Origin of the sequence: Reichenbachiella agarivorans (genome assembly GCF_025502585.1) — a bacterium.
Taxonomy (GTDB): Bacteria; Bacteroidota; Bacteroidia; order Cytophagales; family Cyclobacteriaceae; genus Reichenbachiella; species Reichenbachiella agarivorans.
This window is the reverse complement of sequence record NZ_CP106679.1, coordinates 3,897,747-3,915,882: the sequence shown is the minus strand read 5'-3', so window position 1 is coordinate 3,915,882 and position 18,136 is coordinate 3,897,747. Positions and strand designations below refer to the sequence as shown.

The 18,136-nt window shown below is 42.3% G+C and carries 15 protein-coding genes and 1 tRNA gene; 5 read left to right on the top strand and 11 right to left on the bottom strand.

What is annotated here, in order from left to right; genetic code table 11:
* Positions 1 to 175 precede the first annotated feature (175 nt).
* The 5 genes from N6H18_RS16355 to N6H18_RS16335 all read right to left on the bottom strand — a co-directional run bounded on the left by N6H18_RS16355 (position 176) and on the right by N6H18_RS16335 (position 7,647).
* Entirely contained in the window at positions 176 to 1,489 is a 1,314-nt protein-coding gene (locus N6H18_RS16355) for a TolC family protein (protein WP_262309357.1), read from the bottom strand.
* Positions 1,482 to 4,637 carry an efflux RND transporter permease subunit gene (locus tag N6H18_RS16350; RefSeq protein ID WP_262309356.1) on the bottom strand — a complete coding sequence of 1,052 codons (3,156 nt, stop codon included), beginning with the start codon at positions 4,635 to 4,637 and terminating at the stop codon, positions 1,482 to 1,484. Before N6H18_RS16350 ends, N6H18_RS16355 begins: the two co-directional genes overlap by 8 nt.
* Positions 4,638 to 4,640: 3 nt before the next feature.
* A complete protein-coding gene (locus N6H18_RS16345; RefSeq protein WP_262309355.1) occupies positions 4,641 to 5,762 on the bottom strand; it encodes an efflux RND transporter periplasmic adaptor subunit in 1,122 nt (373 codons plus the stop codon).
* Positions 5,763 to 5,765: 3 nt separating this feature from the next.
* On the bottom strand, positions 5,766 to 6,236 hold the full coding sequence (locus tag N6H18_RS16340; RefSeq protein ID WP_262309354.1) for a MarR family winged helix-turn-helix transcriptional regulator: 471 nt from the start codon (positions 6,234 to 6,236) through the stop codon (positions 5,766 to 5,768).
* Between the two features lie 91 nt (positions 6,237 to 6,327).
* Positions 6,328 to 7,647 carry a D-alanyl-D-alanine carboxypeptidase/D-alanyl-D-alanine-endopeptidase gene (locus tag N6H18_RS16335; RefSeq protein WP_262309353.1) on the bottom strand — a complete coding sequence of 440 codons (1,320 nt, stop codon included), beginning with the start codon at positions 7,645 to 7,647 and terminating at the stop codon, positions 6,328 to 6,330.
* A gap of 129 nt (positions 7,648 to 7,776) precedes the next feature.
* Here N6H18_RS16335 and N6H18_RS16330 point away from each other — a divergent pair, with 129 nt between their 5' ends.
* Entirely contained in the window at positions 7,777 to 8,760 is a 984-nt protein-coding gene (locus N6H18_RS16330) for a zinc dependent phospholipase C family protein (protein WP_262309352.1), read from the top strand.
* Between the two features lie 30 nt (positions 8,761 to 8,790).
* Here N6H18_RS16330 and N6H18_RS16325 read toward each other — a convergent pair.
* The 4 genes from N6H18_RS16325 to der form a co-directional block, all read right to left on the bottom strand.
* Positions 8,791 to 8,877 (bottom strand) — tRNA-Leu (locus N6H18_RS16325).
* Positions 8,878 to 8,962: 85 nt separating this feature from the next.
* Entirely contained in the window at positions 8,963 to 9,160 is a 198-nt protein-coding gene (locus tag N6H18_RS16320; protein ID WP_262309351.1) for a YwbE family protein, read from the bottom strand.
* A gap of 222 nt (positions 9,161 to 9,382) precedes the next feature.
* Positions 9,383 to 9,997 (bottom strand): transcription elongation protein SprT, encoded by a 615-nt coding sequence (locus N6H18_RS16315; RefSeq protein WP_262309350.1) that lies wholly within the window; start codon positions 9,995 to 9,997, stop codon positions 9,383 to 9,385.
* Complete coding sequence (gene der, locus N6H18_RS16310) at positions 9,998 to 11,314, bottom strand: ribosome biogenesis GTPase Der (RefSeq protein WP_262309349.1); 1,317 nt, start codon at positions 11,312 to 11,314, stop codon at positions 9,998 to 10,000.
* A gap of 170 nt (positions 11,315 to 11,484) precedes the next feature.
* Between der and ligA the strand changes: the two genes are divergently transcribed.
* Genes ligA through dapA form a run of 3 tightly spaced genes read left to right on the top strand, consistent with a single transcriptional unit; the run spans position 11,485 to position 14,886 of the window.
* Positions 11,485 to 13,503 carry an NAD-dependent DNA ligase LigA gene (ligA, locus tag N6H18_RS16305; protein ID WP_262309348.1) on the top strand — a complete coding sequence of 673 codons (2,019 nt, stop codon included), beginning with the start codon at positions 11,485 to 11,487 and terminating at the stop codon, positions 13,501 to 13,503.
* Complete coding sequence (locus N6H18_RS16300; RefSeq protein ID WP_407692828.1) at positions 13,500 to 14,015, top strand: DUF6913 domain-containing protein; 516 nt, start codon at positions 13,500 to 13,502, stop codon at positions 14,013 to 14,015. The genes ligA and N6H18_RS16300 overlap by 4 nt, the downstream gene beginning before the upstream one ends.
* Positions 14,008 to 14,886, top strand: a complete 879-nt coding sequence (dapA, locus tag N6H18_RS16295; protein WP_262309346.1) for a 4-hydroxy-tetrahydrodipicolinate synthase — start codon at positions 14,008 to 14,010, stop codon at positions 14,884 to 14,886. The genes N6H18_RS16300 and dapA overlap by 8 nt, the downstream gene beginning before the upstream one ends.
* A gap of 66 nt (positions 14,887 to 14,952) precedes the next feature.
* Here the strand turns inward: dapA and N6H18_RS16290 are convergent, their stop codons facing one another.
* Both N6H18_RS16290 and N6H18_RS16285 read right to left on the bottom strand, forming a co-directional pair.
* Complete coding sequence (locus N6H18_RS16290) at positions 14,953 to 15,129, bottom strand: histone H1 (RefSeq protein WP_262309345.1); 177 nt, start codon at positions 15,127 to 15,129, stop codon at positions 14,953 to 14,955.
* Between the two features lie 104 nt (positions 15,130 to 15,233).
* Positions 15,234 to 16,481, bottom strand: a complete 1,248-nt coding sequence (locus N6H18_RS16285; protein ID WP_262309344.1) for an aminotransferase class I/II-fold pyridoxal phosphate-dependent enzyme — start codon at positions 16,479 to 16,481, stop codon at positions 15,234 to 15,236.
* Positions 16,482 to 16,641: 160 nt separating this feature from the next.
* Here N6H18_RS16285 and accC point away from each other — a divergent pair, with 160 nt between their 5' ends.
* Positions 16,642 to 18,123 (top strand): acetyl-CoA carboxylase biotin carboxylase subunit, encoded by a 1,482-nt coding sequence (gene accC / locus N6H18_RS16280; protein WP_262309343.1) that lies wholly within the window; start codon positions 16,642 to 16,644, stop codon positions 18,121 to 18,123.
* Positions 18,124 to 18,136 lie beyond the last annotated feature (13 nt).

Here is an 18,136-nt window from a genome sequence, read left to right as displayed (position 1 = left end):
AAATTCCACCTTTATTTACTTGTATGCAAGCAATAAGAGAAATGAAGAACTTAGAAATAGAAAGGGGTTTGCTGAGAGCTAGGATTTGCGTCTTGAGACTTGAAAAAATAATATGATAAAGGCGGAATCTATCAGACCAATAGGACGTTGACAGATCCCGCTTTAATTATGTTTCTTAAAAGCTGGCATTGAGCAAGCTGCCACTCAACTGTAGTAGGGCAAGTTCTGCATTTTTTGCACTGTATTTAGCCTGATTGAAGTTGAGACTTGCAGTGAGTAGGTTGAACTGTGCTTGTCTGAATTCAATGGAGGTAATCTGACCCAATTCATATTGTTCTTTGGATCGATTAAAATTTAACTGATTGGTGTCCAGGTTTTTGCTTTCAGCCTGCATCACAAAGAGTGCTGTTTGGTAGAGTGTCCAGGCATTTTGTAGCTGTGTCTCCAAAGTCAGTTCTGCTCTTTCGAGTGATATTTTTTGGTTTTCGTACGCCAACCTGCTGTTTTGTCGTTGAATATTCGATTTTCCTCCGTCAAATATATTCCATGATAGAGATGCTCCGACCGTCCCAGTAGTAGAATTCAACTCACTCAAAAAATTGCCTGGGGCGTTGTGGTTGTAGTTGTGCCCATACGATCCATTGATTCCAATCTTTGGTATGATGGATGACTTGGCCACTTGGATACTGTACTGACTACTGGTCAAGCGGTTTTTTTCTTGCAAGACCGTCGCATTGTACACTTTTGCATGCTCTTCTATGGTACTGTATAGTATGTCATCGAAGGTCAATGTCGTATCTACCTCAAACTCTATCCGTACATCTCTTCCCATCATGAGATTGAGGGTTCTCTTTTGGTTGCGGAGTTGTTGCGTAATAGTCAGGTAGTTGATACTGTCTGTGTTGTAGTCTACCTCTGCATTGAGTACATCCAGATTGGTGTTTTGACCATAGTCAAAGCTGTATTTGGCTCTTTGGAGACGTTCACGAGAGATGTCTAGGGTCTCCTTCTGCGTTTGCTCATTTTCTGTCAACCTTGCGATCTCATAGTATCCTGTAAAGAGATTGATGAGGGTGTTTTCCATCACTAGACGTGCCTGGAGTTCGCTCAAATCATAATTCATTTGTAGAATTTTGTAGTTGTACATTCTACCAAACCCATCGAATACTGTGTAGTCCAACCTTACCTGACCGTTGGTGCCATAACTATTAGCACCATTGATAGTCGTATCAGAGCCGTCGCTAAATGTAAGATTAGAATTGGAAATCGAATAGTTGGTTGCAGCAGTCCCGGTGACAGTAGGCAAATACCCACTGTTCAAGATACTGGCGTTGTTTTCGGCTACTTCTTGGTCATTGATTGCTGCACGAATGTCAAAATTGTTTTCCAGTGCAATAGACACCGCATCAGATTTACTCAGGACCGCTTGCGCCCAACTCTTGGCAGTGATGCCAAGAATCAGGATACTTAGGATTATATATTTATTCATGATCGTGTTCACCATTTTCTACTTCTAGTTCTTTTACTGCTCTTTCTACCTCTTCGGAAGTTGGTTTTTTGCCTTCCCATAACCACAGTGTATAGACCTTGATGGCGTTGCCTGTGGACAACATGAGTGGCAACATGACCAAGGTCAGGATAGTAGCCATGACAATTCCATAGGCGATTGCGATCGCCATAGGTATGAGGAACTGAGCCTGACGACTAGTCTCAAAGATCAAGGGTGCCAGACCTGCCACTGTGGTAATGGAAGTAAGGAAAATGGCTCTGAACCTCGATTTTCCTGCTTCTATGATGGCATCATTGTATTTCATACCTTCTTTGAGGTTGCTATTCATCTTGCCAATCAATACCAGACCATCATTGACGACAATACCAATCAGGGCGATGATACCCAAGAATGACAAGATATTGATCGGAAAATCATGAATCCAATGCCCCCATGCTACGCCAATCATGCTAAATGGAATCATGAGAAGGAGCAACAAGGGTTGGCTAAATGATCGGAAAGTAAAGGCGATAATCACGAAAATTGAGAAGAGAATGATTGGGATGACTTTACCAGCAGAACTTGTGGTCTTGTTGGCTTCCCGGTTTTGTCCCTCAAAAATGGGCGTGACATGAGGGAATTTTACCTTCATTTCTGGTAGCATTTTTTCCTTGATTGTCGCCATGATTTCTGTGGCTGAATTTTTGGGGTCTTTCAAATCTGCATCGACTCTGATTTCACGTTTTCCATCGAGATGATTGATAGATATTTCCCCTCTTTCAATTTCATAATTGACGATTTCACTCAATGGCACTCGTGCTCCACTAGGACTAACAATCCGCATGTCGTCCAGATTTTTGATAGAAGACCGCTCATTTTCGTCATAGCGAACCCATACTTTGATTTCATCGCGTCTACGCTGGAAACGCTGCGCTTGAAACCCAAAGAATCCATACCGTACCTGATTGATCACATCGCTCAACCTGAACCCCATAGCATAGGCTCTGTCTTTAAGCGTAATTTTGATCTCCTTGATTCCCTGAGGATCGTTGTCTTGAATGTCCTTGAGCAAAGGATTTTCTTTCATGTATTCTTTCAGCATCACCTTGGCTGCTTTCAACTCTTCGATGTTGTCACTGAGTAGCGATATGGAGATAGGGGAGCCACCAAAATTTCCTCCCGAACCGTAAACAACACTTTCAGCACTGTGTATTGGTCCTACTTTGTCACCAACGGCAGTTGACATTTCGAATGACGGGAAATGTCGCTCTTCTCCTGGTAGCAAATTGATGTCAATCGTAGCTTTGGATGCGCCTGGGCCTAATCTTCTGACGATACTTTCGATGGCATCTTTTTCTTGTCTATCGTTGAAAGTTTTGCCAACTTCCCAAGCGATTTGCTCAATGGCTGTGCTGATCGAATCTGTGATGGATTCGTGCGTTCCCTGTGGCATCACCAGCTCGATAGTTACTCTATCACTGGCTATTTGGGGGAAGAATGTTGAACGTATGATGCCTGCATTCATGGATCCAAAGGTGAGAGCAAGTAGGAATATTGGAATCCCAAAACCAAGTACTTTGTGATGCAAAAAGAAGGTCAAAAATGGGACATAAACTTTGTCTCTGAACCAGTTCATGCCTTGGTCAGCATATTTGTTAAATACATAGGTCTTCTGATCTTTGGATAGCGCCCTAGAGTGAGCGACGTGAGAAGGCAGAATAATTAGGGCTTCAACCAACGATACACTCAAGGTCAAAATCACAATCATGGCCACCTCTCCAAAGAACTCTCCAATGCGACCCTCTAAGAAAAAGAAAGTAGAAAACGCAACAAGAGTGGTCAATATCGCAGAAACGATGGCTGGTAGCACCTCTCTGGTGCCCATGACTGCCGCTTCTATGGGGCTTTTGCCTTGTTCATGGTGATAGTAAATGTTTTCAGCGATGACGATACCATCATCGACCAAAATACCAATCACGATGATCATCCCAAAAAGCGAGAGTACGTTGATCGTGACGCCTGCAAATCCCGCAAAGATGAACATACCCAAAAAGGCAATCGGCAAACCAAATGCCACCCAAAACGCCAATCTTGGTTTCAAAAATATCGCTAGAAAGAATAGCACCAGCAACATACCGACGATACCATTCTCAAACAGCAGTTGCGATCTTTGTAGTACCGTAGTTGATGAATCTCTCGTAATGTCGATTTTGACATTGTCGTTGGTCGCATTGAATTCCGTGATGTAGGCTTTGGTCTTGGTAGCAGCATCTATCAAATCCTCAGAGATGGTAGCATTGACACGGATTCTAACTGCTTGTTTGCCATTGAAATACAACCTGTCTGGGGTCTCTGACCATCGGTCTTTGACATCTGCAATGTCGCTGAGTCGAATCACGTCACCATTTTCACTGGCTTTTACAATCAAATGATCTAGTTCATCTCCGTGGTAAACCCGGTTGCTGACTCGGATTAGGTATTCTTCAGTTGATGTTTTGATGGTACCACCAGTGACCAGAATATTGGTGCTAGAGACCGCTCTGGCTACTTCTTCGAAGGTCAGATCGTAGGCTCTGAGTTTGTCTTCGCTCAAGGCTATTTCTATCTCTTCTTCAGGATATCCCATGACTTCTACCTGTGAGATACCTTCAGTGTTTTTTAGATCTGTTTCGATGTCTCTGGCTATGGATTTTAGAGAGGTCAAGGGTACATTTTCTCCACTGAGAGTCATAGAGACTGCTTCTGTAATGAAAATCCCCTTGGATACCACCGCAGGTTCCATACCTACTGGAAAAGACGGAATTCGATCTACTGCATTTTTGACATCAGCCAATACAGCGTCTATGTCATAGCCTTTGATGACCTCAATCAGGATCGAGGCGCTGTTTTCAGATGAGGTAGAGGTGAAACGATCAATTCCTACCAATCCTCTGATGTTGTCTTCTATTTTGAGTACGATCCCTTCCTCCATTTCTTGTGGAGAGGCGCCAGGATAGTTTACAGTAATAGTGATGTTGCGACTCTCTACCAGCGGAAAGAAAGAAGATTTCATGTTGAACAAACCCGTCAACCCAAGGAATACAAAGGCGATTACAATCACCCACCCCGCTACAGGGTATTTGATGAAATGGTCAATTATTTTTTGCATGGATTATTGTTTGTTTTCGCTTGATATTTTGACTTCCATGCCTTCATAAGCACCTGGGATAATTTTGGATGCAATCTCCGTATTGTCAGCCAATCCAGACACGATGACTGTGCTTTGTGTTTTGTGCATGATGGTGATTGGTACCAACACCAACTTGTGATCTACCACTGTATATAGCTTTGAGCCTTCTATGAGTAGTTTTCTGTCTACTTCATATACGTTGTCTAGTTTTTGCCCTTCGATGTGTGCTTCTAGGTAGAGGCCTTCTTTGAGATTTTCTCCTTTTACATCGATAAATATCAATACGGTTTGGGTGGTAGCATCCACCTTGCCGTTGATTCTGGCAACCTTCCCTGTCCAAGTTTTGTCGGTGACCCCAGGTGCTGTGATTTTTACGTTTTGGCCTGGAGCCAATGCACTGACCATCGAATGACTGATGGCGATTTCCAGCTCATAGACAGCAGGGTCTATGAATTCACCCAGTTTTTGTCCAGTACGGATCACTGTGCCTGGATTCACCAGGGTCTCTGTCAATACGCCATTGAAAGGAGCTCTAATCTGATATTTGCTTTGGATGATCTCCAAGTTTTTGGTGTTGTAGTAGGTCGTATAGATGTTTTTGCCAGTGATGAAATACTTTTCTTTGTCAGTGGTTGTTTCTGGCAAAGGCGCTATTGTTTTGTCTAGGTCAAAGTTGACCACATAGTCATTCCATTTTTTGTAGGCATCTGGATAGTCAAGTCTCAAGTCTGGCAAAATGCTTGTTATCAGATTTTGCAAGGTGCTTTTTTGGGCTTGTAGTTTGGCATAGGACTCATTGCTACGAATGTTGATGAGTACCTGTCCTTTGCTGTATCTGACGCCTGCTTTGAACTCTTTGCTGGTAGCTTGCATGACTCCTTGTACTTCCGCATACAATTCCGCTTTCGTTTTGGCGGTGAGTCGTCCGCTTTCTATGATATGAATGGCTTGACTACCATTTTTTACCTTTTCGGTAAAGATGGTTGAGATGGATTTCTCACTTACTTTGGTAAATTCCTTCTTGCTTCCTGCGATTTTTTTCGCGCCAAATATCCCTGCAACTATCAGGGCGACTCCTAGTACGATTGTAATTTTTCTGTTCATAGTTTAATTCTGATAGGGCATAGTGAGTTCATCAGCATTGATGTTCTTTCTAATTTTTTTTAATACTTCTATAGTTGTTGTTAATTCTTGTTCTGAAATATTGGATTGAATGACTTTGAGTGCATCCTTGATGATGGGGTGCGCCATTTTCAGAGCTTCTTCACCCTTGCTGGTGATATGTACCAGGTTGGTACGTTTGTCTGTTTCGGAACTTTCCCTTCGCAGGAGTTCTTTCTTTTCCATGGTGCTGAGCAATCTTGCCAACGAAGTTTTATCTCTGTTGGTTATAAATGCCAGGTCATTTTGTACGATGCCTTCGTGTGTACTGAGTACTTTGAGCAAAACAAACTGTGCACGGGTCAGTTCGATACCATATGAGTGGAAGCTATCTCCAATGAAGTAGTGCAGCGCCTTCATGGTTTTACCCATCAAAGAGAGTATAGAATCTTCTATGATAATTTTTTTCTTTGCCATTCCCGAATTTGCTTACGAAAGTACTTTTGGTTAGTTGCGTATGCAACCAATGTATTATAAAAGGGGTTGTTTTTTTTGATGAACGGTATTTTTAGTATTTGTCTCTGATCAGGGTCAATACTTTTTGCATGTGTCGTTTCACTGGATATGAACCGCCCTTGTAGTTGTTGTTCATGTAGGTGAAGAGTAGGTTCTTGCCAGATTTGGTTTGGATGATACCTGTCAGGTTGTGGATGTTGCTCAAGGTGCCAGTCTTGGCGTATATGTAGGGCTCTTGTCCTTGTGCTGGTTGATACCAATCTTTCATCGTACCTTCTTTTCCTCCTGCGGGCAAGAGTGCTTTGAGTTCATCCATGGTTATTTCTTGCAAAATCAATTGGAGGAGCTCAATCATGAAAGTAGGAGTAGCAAGGTTGTATCTGGATAGGCCTGAGCCATCTTTCCATTCCACTTGAGATCTCAGAGGGTCAAGTTCTCGGAGCATGACATGCTGACTCAATGCTGCAAAGGACATTTCTAGTCCCATTTCTTGTGTGGTTACATAGATAAGTTGTTCTGCGATGAAATTGTCGCTGCGCTTGAGCATCAATGCGTAAAGGTCTTTGCTCTCAATTGCATATTTGAAAAGGGGTTGTTGAAATTCATAAAATGCAATACGACCCAAGGAACGACGGAGTGTGTCTTCCAGCAGTGCAAAGGTCATTTCATCGGAAGTCTTGAATGGAATCCGGTTTTTATATGCTGCACGAGTCGTGTCTGGTGCAAAGTGAAAGATGTTGGCGGTGAGATCTCGGGCATGTTTGTAGCTTTTGTCATAGGTCGGATACAGCGTCACATAATCTGAAAAAAACGGAGGTTCAATATCGAAATGATTCGAAATGGAGTCATAGACGAAGTGCAATGTGTTGCCGTAAATTGGGAAGCCGTTTCGCTCAGGCTGAAAATAATATTCATAATCCTCCCAAGCCCAACCTGCTGCCTGTGTGTCGTCTAAAAATCGAGGTTCAACATAGACAAGCGTGTATTTGGACTGGCGAAGAAAATCGAAAACAGGTTGATTCGGAAAATCTGGATTGAGGAAGCTAGGGTCGCCAGTTCCAGTAAAATACAAGGTGTCGTTTTGGATTTCGTACTTCAGCCCAGGGATGGAATCACCTAGGTTGAGCAAACAGGCGTACAGGGTGGTAAGTTTGGTATTGGAGGCTGGAGTAAAAAACCGATCAGCATTGATCTCAATGAGATTTTCGTGGCTGCTAGGATCATGTAGTACAAAACCTGTGAAGTGGGTATCGTAGACTTCATCTTTCTCTATTGCCTTGATGACTTTCTTGTTGGTAACCTTGGTCTTGAGTGTAGCGCAAGAGGTGAGAAGTAGAAGTATGGCAACACTGAGAGAAGGAATGAATTTCATGACGCTAAGATAAAAGCAATTTCATGCTTTTGGTTATAGTAAGTATTGAATCTCTCGCGTCAATTCCTTAGTTTTAGTCTGTTCATTGAGGTGTATTTGATGAATATTTCGAACAAACCAACCTTATTCATGAAGACCATTCGCATTTTGGCCATTGCTATTTTTGTATTGATAGTTGGTGAGGTTGTATCCAAGTCTTCAGTCATTTGGGGATTCCATGCACATCGAAAAATCAACCGCTTGGCGGTATTTACTTTGCCTCCAGACCTCATTGATTTGTACAAAAGACACATTGTTTATATCACAGAAAATGCCGTCAATCCTGACGAAAGGCGCTACGCGATCAAAGAAGAAGCACCTCGACACTACATAGATTTGGATGTGTATGGCGAGCATGTATTTGAAATATTGCCACATCGCTGGGACAGTGCGGTAGCTATCTACACAGAAGATACGTTGCAGGCCTATGGGATAGTACCTTGGCATATTTCTTTGATGAAATGGCAGTTGACCAAGGCATTTGAGGAACATAACTTGGAAAAAATACTGAGGTACTCAGCAGACATTGGACACTATATAGCTGATGCGAATGTACCGCTTCATACCACCCAAAATTACAATGGGCAATTGACAGATCAGCATGGAATCCATGGATTTTGGGAATCAAGATTGCCTGAGCTTTGGGATGGAGATTATAATTTTTTTGTGGGTAGAGCAGTCTATGTAGATCAGGTCAGTGAGTATGTGTGGGCAGGAGTGAAGCAGGCACATTTGGCAGTTGATTCGGTGTTGTTGTTTGAAAAACAGCTTTCGGAGAGTTTTTCGAGTAGTAAAAAATACAGTTATGAAGAGAGGGGTAACACCACGGTGAGGGTATATTCGAAAAAATACTCACAAGCCTATCATCAGAGTCTAAATGGAATGGTAGAACGTCAGATGAGAGCCAGTATCAAAATGGTGGGGGATATATGGTACACTTGCTGGGTAGATGCAGGTCAACCTGATGTCTCTGATCTTTTGCATCTTGATCTAAATGATCAGCAAAAGAAGGAGCTGAAACAAGAAAAAGAATCTTGGAAGAACAGAAATATCAAAAGCAGAGAGCATAATTAACTTGTCTTCCCGGTATTTGTTCTACACTTGTGGTGCCCACGAAAGGAGTCGAACCTTCACGCTCTTGCGAACACTAGAACCTGAATCTAGCCTGTCTACCAATTTCAGCACGTGGGCATTAGATTGCAAGATTAGAGACTCTTTGTGATATTACTGGCTTGTGACAGGTGTTTTTTTGAATGGAAACTTTCGAACTAGGGGTTTATCCCAAGACTTCTTTCACTCTGCCTACTTGTCCATCTTCGAGCATGACCTTGATGCCGTGGGTATGTGAGGGGGATTTGGTCAGGAGTTTAGCAACGATTCCTCTGGTGAGTGTGCCACTGCGCTGGTCTTTTTTGAGGACAATATCTACTTCTGATCCTATTTTGATGTTACTTCTGGTTTTGCCGTCGACCATGGTCTGATTGTGTGATACGAAAAATCAAAGTTCGTAAGAAAATACATAAAAGCAGAACGCTTTGTGCTAAACGCTACATTGAAGTACAGATTAATCGCTTGTCACCATGAGGTTCTCGAAGGGAGACAAGTAACTCCGAAGCATCAGTTCTATCTGTCTGATGGTTCAATAACCTCGCCATGACAGGTACTTTCAATTTTACACTTTTTCAATTCCTGAAGGTTAATTCTTAAACACCTGTACAGGAGCTGTACCAGAAATGAGGTATTTTTTGCTAGACTCTAGTGCAATGCAGAGGGCACGTGTGCGACGCTCTTCGAGTTTGCGATAGATGGTTTTTCTGAACAGGAACTTTTGCCCATTTTCTATCTCACTCAAGAATAGGTTGGATTTGCTATTGTCATGGTTTCTGAGAGCTTTGAAGAGTACTGGATCAGAGACACTGGTAGCTTTTGGGTTTTTCATATGCAAGGCCAGCGGCTTGAGGATATCCATAGGGAAAATGTCTTCGTGTAGCATTGGGATCATCAGTTTTTTGAACTGGTGTTTCCATTCTTGGCCGTGTGGACTCACTTTGTTTTGATGCAGGTCGTAGTTGGTCTTGTGAGCTACCTCGTGGATGTAAGTGACGAGAAAAGCATAGGGGTTTAATCCTCCATTGACAGATATGCTGTGTCTCTTGCTGTTAGGATCATAGCGGTAATCTCCATATTTGGATACACGATTGCCAGTCACCTTGAGGTTGAAACCAAGTTCTTTCCACAGCTCAAAGCAATAAGCTACGGCACCCGCTGGCAGGTGCCTTTCGAATGTCGCTCTGTGCTTTTCGTGTGACAATTATTTTTGGCGGAAATAGATTTTTACAGGTACACCTTGGAAGTTGAAGTGACTTCTCAATTTATTCAACAAGAATCGCTCATACGGTTCTTTGATGTATTGTGGTAGATTGCAGAAGAAGGCAAACGAAGGCGTTTTTGTAGGTAACTGTGTGATGTACTTGATCTTGATGTATTTGCCTTTCAAAGCAGGCGGTGGATACCTTTCTATCTCAGGTAGCATGACTTCATTTAGTTCCGAAGTGGGTACTCTTCTGGTTCTATTTTCATTGACCTCAATGGCTAGTTCCATTGCTTGGAAAATCCTTTGTTTGGTAAGCACTGAAGTGAAAATAATCGGAATATAGGAGAGTGGGTTGCCCAGTTTTTCCTGAATTTCTTTTCTAAAATGTTCCGCAGTATTGCTCTCCTTGTTTTCAATCAAGTCCCATTTGTTGACCATGATCATGATCCCTTTTTTGTACTTGTCAGCCAAGGCAATGATGCTCATATCCTGTGCTTCAAATCCTCGGGTAGCATCTACCATCACCATGCAGACATCACTGTCTTGTAAGGATTGGATGGCACGGAGTACGGAATAAAATTCGATATCCTCTCTCACCTTGCTTTTCTTTCGAATCCCAGCGGTGTCCGTGAGGATGAAATCCTTGCCGAACAATTTGTATCGGCTATTGATAGCATCCCTGGTGGTACCAGCGATGTCTGTGACGATAGACCTGTCCTTGCCTAATAGGGCATTCAAGAATGAGGATTTTCCAGCATTGGGTCTTCCAAGAATAGAGATCCTCGGGATTCCTTCCTCAGGATTTTCAACATCATCATCTTGGAAGTGCGTCACGACTTGGTCTAGCAACTCTCCTGTACCAGAGCCACTAGCAGAGGAGATAGAGAAGACTTCACTTTCCAGTCCCAATGCATAAAATTCAGAAGATTGCATTTCTAGATCAGGATTGTCTGCCTTATTGGCTACTACATAAACTGGCTTTTTCAACTCACGAAGTATGTTGGCAAAGTCCTTGTCCATGTCTGTCATGCCATCTTTGCAGTCCACCATAAATAGGATAACGGTGGCTTCATCCAAGGCCATTTTTACTTGTTCTCGGATTTGTTCTTCGAATATGTCGTCAGACCCCATTACATATCCACCTGTATCAATGACTGTGAAATATTTGCCCGTCCATTGTCCAAAACCATAATGACGATCGCGAGTCACACCGCTTTCGTTATCCATGATGGCTTTTTTGAATTCTACCAGTCGGTTAAAAAGAGTAGACTTACCGACGTTGGGTCTTCCTGTAATGGCTAAAATATTAGACAATTTCTTAAAGTTTTAATGCAGCGGCAAATTTAGAGAATCAGAAATCATTAATTAACAGTTTCTATTGAATTAGTTAATAATTTAAAAATGCTTTCCAATATTGAACAGATAAGACGCCTAGTTGCAAAGTATTTATAAATTTGCGAGCATTTGCTACAAGCAATATATCCATGACAAACGAGGCAGCATACATAGAGATAGAAGAACTCAGTCAAAAGATCAATTACTATAACAATCAGTACTATCAGAACAATGAATCTGAAATCACTGATTATGAGTTTGATCAATTGATGGCGCGTCTGATTGCCCTCGAAAATGAATACCCTGAATTGAAGAAAAGTGATTCTCCTTCGCAGCGTGTAGGAGGAACCATCACCAAAGAGTTTGAGACGGTCACACACAAGTACCGCATGCTTTCTCTAGCCAATACTTATTCAGCGGATGAGCTTCGTGATTTTGACAAGAGAGTAGAAAAGGGGTTGGGTGGGCAGCCCTATGAGTATATCTGTGAACTCAAATTTGATGGAGTTGCGATCAGTTTAACCTATAAAAATGGTGTTCTTGATACTGCAGTGACCCGAGGTGATGGCACCAAAGGAGATAATATTACTGCCAATGCCCGGACGATCAAGTCCATTCCACTCAAGGTGTCTGGAGACCATGTCCCTACAGAGTTTGAGGTGAGAGGTGAGGTTTTTATGCCGAGCAAGGTCTTCATAGAACTCAACGAGCAGAAAGAAGCTGCAGGAGAAGAGCGATTGGCAAATCCTCGTAATACCGCTTCTGGCACATTGAAAATGCAGGACTCTTCTATCGTAGCAGCTCGCAAGCTGGATTGCTATCTCTATGCCTTGCTGGGAGAAAACATTGCAGTCAATACCCATGAGGACGCCATACACAAAATCGAAACTTTGGGATTTCATGTTTCTCAAACTTATCAAAAGTGCGCGACTATTGATGAAGTGATCGCTTATGTGCAGAAATGGGAGACCCAAAGACATGAATTGGATGTAGAGACCGATGGGATAGTCATCAAGGTCAATAGTCTAGATCAACAAAATGAACTGGGATTTACTGCCAAAAACCCAAGATGGGCAATTTCATACAAATACAAGGCTGAGAGTGCGTTGACTCGTCTCAATGATGTGGTCTATCAAGTAGGCCGGACAGGTTCGATCACGCCAGTTGCAGAGTTGGAACCTGTGTTGCTCGCGGGTACCACTGTGAAACGGGCTTCGTTGCACAATGCCAATGAGATCGAACGGCAAGATTTGCGCATTGGTGATTATGTTTTCGTAGAGAAGGGAGGAGAAATCATTCCGAAAGTTACGGGCGTAGATTTAAGCCAAAGAGGTTCCAATGCTGTACCGTTCAAATATACTCAGAGTTGTCCAGCCTGTGGCTCAGAGCTGGTGCGGTACGAAGGAGAAGCGAACCACTATTGCCCCAACGTAGAGGCCTGTCCTCCGCAGATCAAAGGAATGATCGAGCATTTCATCCACCGAAAGGCGATGGATATCGATTCTCTTGGTGAGCAAACCATCAAGCTGCTCTATGACAAGGGATATTTGCATAATGTAGCGGATTTGTATGATCTGACTTATGATCAAATCATCGAATTGGAAGGGTTCAAAGACCTGAGCGCGCAGAATCTGCTCAAAGGTATTGAAGCGTCAAAAAGTGCGCCTTTTGAATTGCTGCTATTTGGTCTTGGAATCAGGTTTGTAGGCAAGACAGTGGCAGAAAAACTAGCTGTTCACTTCAAGAATATGGATCAATTGATGCAGGCGACTTATGATGAATTGATTGAGGTGCCAGAGATTGGTGAGCGAATTGCACAGAGTCTGTTGGCATACTTTGCCAAGGAAGAGAATAAAGAAATTGTTGCACGACTCAAACTAGCAGGCCTGCAAATGCAGATAGATGAATCGCAGTTTCAACGTACAAGTGACGCGCTCAATGCAGCTACCTTTGTGATCTCTGGGGTGTTTGAGAATCACAGTCGTGAGGAGCTACAGGCCATGATCAAAGACCATGGAGGAAAAGTTGTGTCATCCATCTCTGCCAAGTTGGACTATCTCTTGGCAGGAGATAAAATGGGGCCAGCCAAATTGGAGAAGGCTACTAAATTAGGAATTAAAATCATTTCGGAGCACGACTTTGAAGTGATGCTAAGCCAAGGAATATGATAGGAAAATACTTTGTAAATCTGCTGACCAAGTTTGCTTTGAAAAAGAAGCCTCGGCGAGATTCTGGGAGTTATTCAACTGCTAGGAAAATTGGAATCCTATATAGCTATAGCACTGAGAAGAACCACAATTTGACGTATGAATTTGTGGAAGAATTGGAGAAGGAAGGGAAAGTTGTCAAGATTTTGGCTTTCATCCCCAAAGCAAAAAAGACAGATGTCTATAAATACCCCTATTTCAGTGAAAAAGACTTGAAAGCCAGTGGCAAATGGGATAAAAAGGAAGTTGTTGAGTTTAAAAATGAAGAATTCGACTACCTGCTTTCTTTAGATAAAGAGCTAAATAAATATTCAAAGAACATATTGGCTACTTGCCGAGCTAAATGCCGAGTAGGTCAAGCAAATGAAGGGGTGAATGAATATTTTGAAATGATGATTAATCATGATGATGAAGACTTTGGATCCCTCTTGAGACAGGTTCATCACTATATAAAAAACATAAGGAATGAATAACAAATTTAAGGGCACAGGAGTTGCCTTGGTCACACCATTTAGTAAGGATTCTTCAGTGGATTTTGATGCATTGGCAGCTTTGGTGAAGCATGTGACTGATGGAGGGGTGGATTACCTTGTAGTGATGGGTACGACAGCTGAGTCGCCTACTTTGTCAGGAGCGGAGAAGATAGAGGTGCTGCGCTTTGTCAAGTCTGTGAATAACAAAAATTTACCAATTGTTTATGGTTTGGGAGGCAATGATACCCGAGCCATGGTTGAGAAGTTCAAAAAGTTTGAAGTAGAAGTTGATGCTTTTTTGGTCGTATGTCCCTATTACAATCGTCCCAATCAGATGGGGTTGAAAGCTCACTACAAGGCTATTGCAGACGCTGCCAAAAAACCCATCATCCTATACAATGTGCCAAAACGTACAGGGGTGAATTTAGAAGCAAAAACAGTCTTGGAACTTGCCAAGCATCCTAATATCATAGGGATAAAAGAAGCCAATGGTAATCATGTAGATCAGTGTCGTGAAATAGCACTATCTATGCCTGATGATTTTCTCTTGACATCTGGCGATGATGATCTAATCATACCATTTATTCAGGCAGGTGGCCATGGAGTTATTTCAGTGATTGCCAATGCACTGCCCAAGCACACCGTACAGATTGTCAACCAAGCATTGGCAGGGGATATGGATACGGCTGTCGCTCACAACAAAGAGATTGAGGAGTTGTTGAGCTTGATATTCGTAGAAGGAAACCCGACTGGGGTAAAAGCACTTTTGAATAGTAAAGGATTGGGTGAGAATGTCTTGCGTTTGCCTTTGGTCGCAGCTTCTAAAGAACTGTATGCTAAGATAGAAGCCGCGGCAAAGAAGCTCTCTTAAGAACCAATAAGACATAAAAAAAGGAGTGATTTTCATCGCTCCTTTTTTTATGTCTTTAAAGATCAATTAACCTTGATTTTTGACGTTTTGAACTTCAACTCTAATCTCTTGAGCTAGGTTTTTTAGTTCTTGCATGCCTTTTCTTACTCTCGTGCCAGCTGCTTGATTCTTCTTATCATAGAATTTGTCAAAATCACCTTCTAATGCTAGGATCAGGTCTTTCACTTCATTAAATCTGTTCATACTGTTTTATAATTTAAGGTTATTGAATAATAAACAAGTGGGGCAATTTATACCAAAAAACATTAATTACACTTAATAGAGCATGTTTTTTGAAAAAAAATCAATTATGCCAATTGTCCTACTTCTTCTGATTGATATACGCCTTTATCCAACTTCTTTTTGATCTCTTCGAATACAGAAATCGTTTGGTCAACATCCTCCAAACTGTGAGCTGCAGTTGGGATAATTCTCAACATAATCACACCTTTAGGGACTACTGGATACACGATCATCGAGCAGAAGATATTGTAGTTGTTTCTCAAGTCCATGATCATATTGGCAGCTTCTTGCCAGATACCATTCAAAAGAACAGGCGTTACGGGAGACTGTGTTTTTCCTATGTTGAAACCTTTATCTCTAAGGCCTTTTTGCATAGCGTTTACAATAGTCCATAGCTTGTCTTTCAACTCTGGGCTAGATTTCAATAAATCCAATCTCTTCTGGTTTCCAAGTACCAATGGCATTGGGAGAGACTTAGCGAAAATTTGAGATCTTGTATTGTATTTTAGGTATTCAATGACATTTTTGTCACCTGCGATGAAGGCTCCAATGCTGGCCATTGACTTAGCAAATGTAGAGAAGTATAAATCTACTCCGTCCTGTACACCTTGCTCTTCTCCCGTTCCTGCACCAGTTTTGCCCATAGTACCAAAACCATGTGCATCGTCGATAAGTAGTCTGAATTGGAATTTTTTCTTCAATTCCACCACGCCTTTGAGGTTACCCATGCTTCCTGACATACCAAATACACCTTCGGTGATGACCAAAATCCCACCTCCTGTTTCTTTAGCCATTTTCTCTGCACGTACCAATTGCTTTTCCAAGCTCTCCATGTCGTTGTGTAGATAGACGAATCTTTTGCCAACGTGAAGTCTCAAACCATCGATGATACATGCATGACATTCTGCGTCATATACTACGATGTCTTTTCTGCCAACAAGGGCGTCAATCGCAGACATGATGCCCTGATAACCGAAGTTGAGGAGCATGCATGATTCCTTCTGAACAAAGGCAGCAAGATCATTTTCGAATTTTTCATGATGTTCCGTGTTTCCCGTCATCATTCTGGCTCCCATAGGATAAGCCAATCCCCAATCTGCTGTAGCCTTTGTATCAGCTTCTCTCACTTCCGGATGGTTGGCAAGACCCAAGTAGTTGTTCAAACTCCATGTCAATACCTCTTTACCTCTGAACTGCATGCGTGGAGCGATGGGACCTTCCAATTTGGGGAACATGTAATAATTAGTATTATCCATGTCTGAATGCTGCCCAAGTGGGCCCATGTCCTTCGAAAATTTTTCAAATAAATCCATTAATTTACTAGCCTTTATAGATCTTGATCAATAATAAAATGTTTGCAAATTTAACATATTAACCATCTTTGGCAATAGCCTTTGGAGCTATTTGTATGATCTTGATCATTTTACCTGATGGTAAACCCAATAATGAAACTTATAATCGAATGGATGCCTCATGAAAAAGTTTAAGAAGATCCTAGTAGCCAACAGAGGAGAGATAGCTCTGAGAATCATGCGGTCAGCCAAGGAGATGAAGATTTCGACCCTTGCGGTGTACAGTACGGCGGAGCGCAATTCTCCTCATGTGAGTTTCGCAGATGAGGCAGTTTGCATAGGAGAACCAGCTGCTGCAAAATCTTATTTAAATATAGATAAGATTGTAGAGGTATGTCTGGAGCATGATGTAGATGCTGTACATCCTGGCTATGGGTTTTTGTCCGAAAATCCGCTTTTTGCCCGCGCGTTGGAGGATAATGGTATCGTACTGATAGGACCTAGTCCTCACTCCATGAAGTTGATGGGAGATAAGTTAACTTCTAAGCAGTTGATGGAAAAGTATGCGGTACCTATGGTTCCAGGTGTCAATGAAGCTGTGGCTGATGTCAAGGAGGCTAAGCGTGTGGCCAGTGATATTGGGTATCCCGTGATGATTAAAGCATCTGCAGGTGGTGGAGGCAAAGGCATGCGTGTGATAAATAGCGAGGATGAATTGGAGTCGATGATGGCACGTGCCATTAGCGAAGCGGCGACTTCATTTGGTAATGATGCAGTGTTCATAGAAAAGTATGTGTCGAATCCCCGACATATCGAAATCCAAGTTTTAGCAGATAGCCATGGCAATACGGTTCATTTGTTTGAGCGTGAATGCAGTATTCAGCGCCGACATCAAAAACTTATCGAAGAAGCACCATCGTCAGTTTTGACTCATGAGAAGCGAATGGAGATGGGGGCGGCTGCCGTGATAGCTGCCAAAGCATGTGATTATGTGGGCGCAGGTACGGTGGAGTTTATGGTAGATAGTGCTATGAACTTTTACTTCTTAGAGATGAATACGCGCTTGCAGGTGGAGCATTGTGTGACAGAGGAGATAACAGGTATTGATTTGGTCAAGGAACAAGTCAAGATAGCACAGGGGGGCATGTTGTCGTTCACTCAGGAAGATCTCAAAATTCACGGACATGCCATAGAGGTGAGGGTCTGTGCCGAAGATCCTAGCAATAACTTTTTACCCTCTACGGGTCAATTGACTTTGTATCAAAGACCGCAGGGTGTGGGCGTGAGAGTAGATGATGGTTATGAACAAGGTATGACTGTCGCAATGCACTATGACCCTATGATTGGCAAGCTGATATGCAAGGCAGCGACTAGGGATGAAGTGATTGATCGAATGATACGTGCCATAGAAGATTTCAAAATTGGTGGTGTAGAAACCACACTGGGGTTTTGTAAGTTTGCTATCAATCATCCTGCTTTTAGATCAGGTCAGTTTGATACAGGATTTGTATCCAAACATTTTGATCCTGCTGCATTGGAAGAGGATTTTGCTGAGAAGAATGCTCTTGCAGCGATCGTGGCAGTCAAGGTATTGCAAAAGCAAAAAGAAGCCAGTCTGCCAGTGAATCAAAAATCTGCAGGTTGGCAATCGAGGAGATCATAATTTGAATAAATAA

Excerpts from the sequence above, each read along its gene's own strand:
- accC (WP_262309343.1), top strand. The coding sequence starts at position 16,642 with ATGAAAAAGTTTAAGAAGATCCTAGTAGCCAACAGAGGAGAGATAGCT.
- N6H18_RS16335 (WP_262309353.1), bottom strand. The coding sequence starts at position 7,647 with ATGAAATTCATTCCTTCTCTCAGTGTTGCCATACTTCTACTTCTCACC.
- dapA (WP_262309346.1), top strand. The coding sequence starts at position 14,008 with ATGAATAACAAATTTAAGGGCACAGGAGTTGCCTTGGTCACACCATTT.
- N6H18_RS16300 (WP_407692828.1), top strand. The coding sequence starts at position 13,500 with ATGATAGGAAAATACTTTGTAAATCTGCTGACCAAGTTTGCTTTGAAA.
- N6H18_RS16290 (WP_262309345.1), bottom strand. The coding sequence starts at position 15,129 with ATGAACAGATTTAATGAAGTGAAAGACCTGATCCTAGCATTAGAAGGT.
- N6H18_RS16320 (WP_262309351.1), bottom strand. The coding sequence starts at position 9,160 with ATGGTCGACGGCAAAACCAGAAGTAACATCAAAATAGGATCAGAAGTA.
- N6H18_RS16350 (WP_262309356.1), bottom strand. The coding sequence starts at position 4,637 with ATGCAAAAAATAATTGACCATTTCATCAAATACCCTGTAGCGGGGTGG.
- N6H18_RS16355 (WP_262309357.1), bottom strand. The coding sequence starts at position 1,489 with ATGAATAAATATATAATCCTAAGTATCCTGATTCTTGGCATCACTGCC.
- N6H18_RS16285 (WP_262309344.1), bottom strand. The coding sequence starts at position 16,481 with ATGGATTTATTTGAAAAATTTTCGAAGGACATGGGCCCACTTGGGCAG.
- N6H18_RS16345 (WP_262309355.1), bottom strand. The coding sequence starts at position 5,762 with ATGAACAGAAAAATTACAATCGTACTAGGAGTCGCCCTGATAGTTGCA.
- ligA (WP_262309348.1), top strand. The coding sequence starts at position 11,485 with ATGACAAACGAGGCAGCATACATAGAGATAGAAGAACTCAGTCAAAAG.
- N6H18_RS16340 (WP_262309354.1), bottom strand. The coding sequence starts at position 6,236 with ATGGCAAAGAAAAAAATTATCATAGAAGATTCTATACTCTCTTTGATG.
- N6H18_RS16330 (WP_262309352.1), top strand. The coding sequence starts at position 7,777 with ATGAAGACCATTCGCATTTTGGCCATTGCTATTTTTGTATTGATAGTT.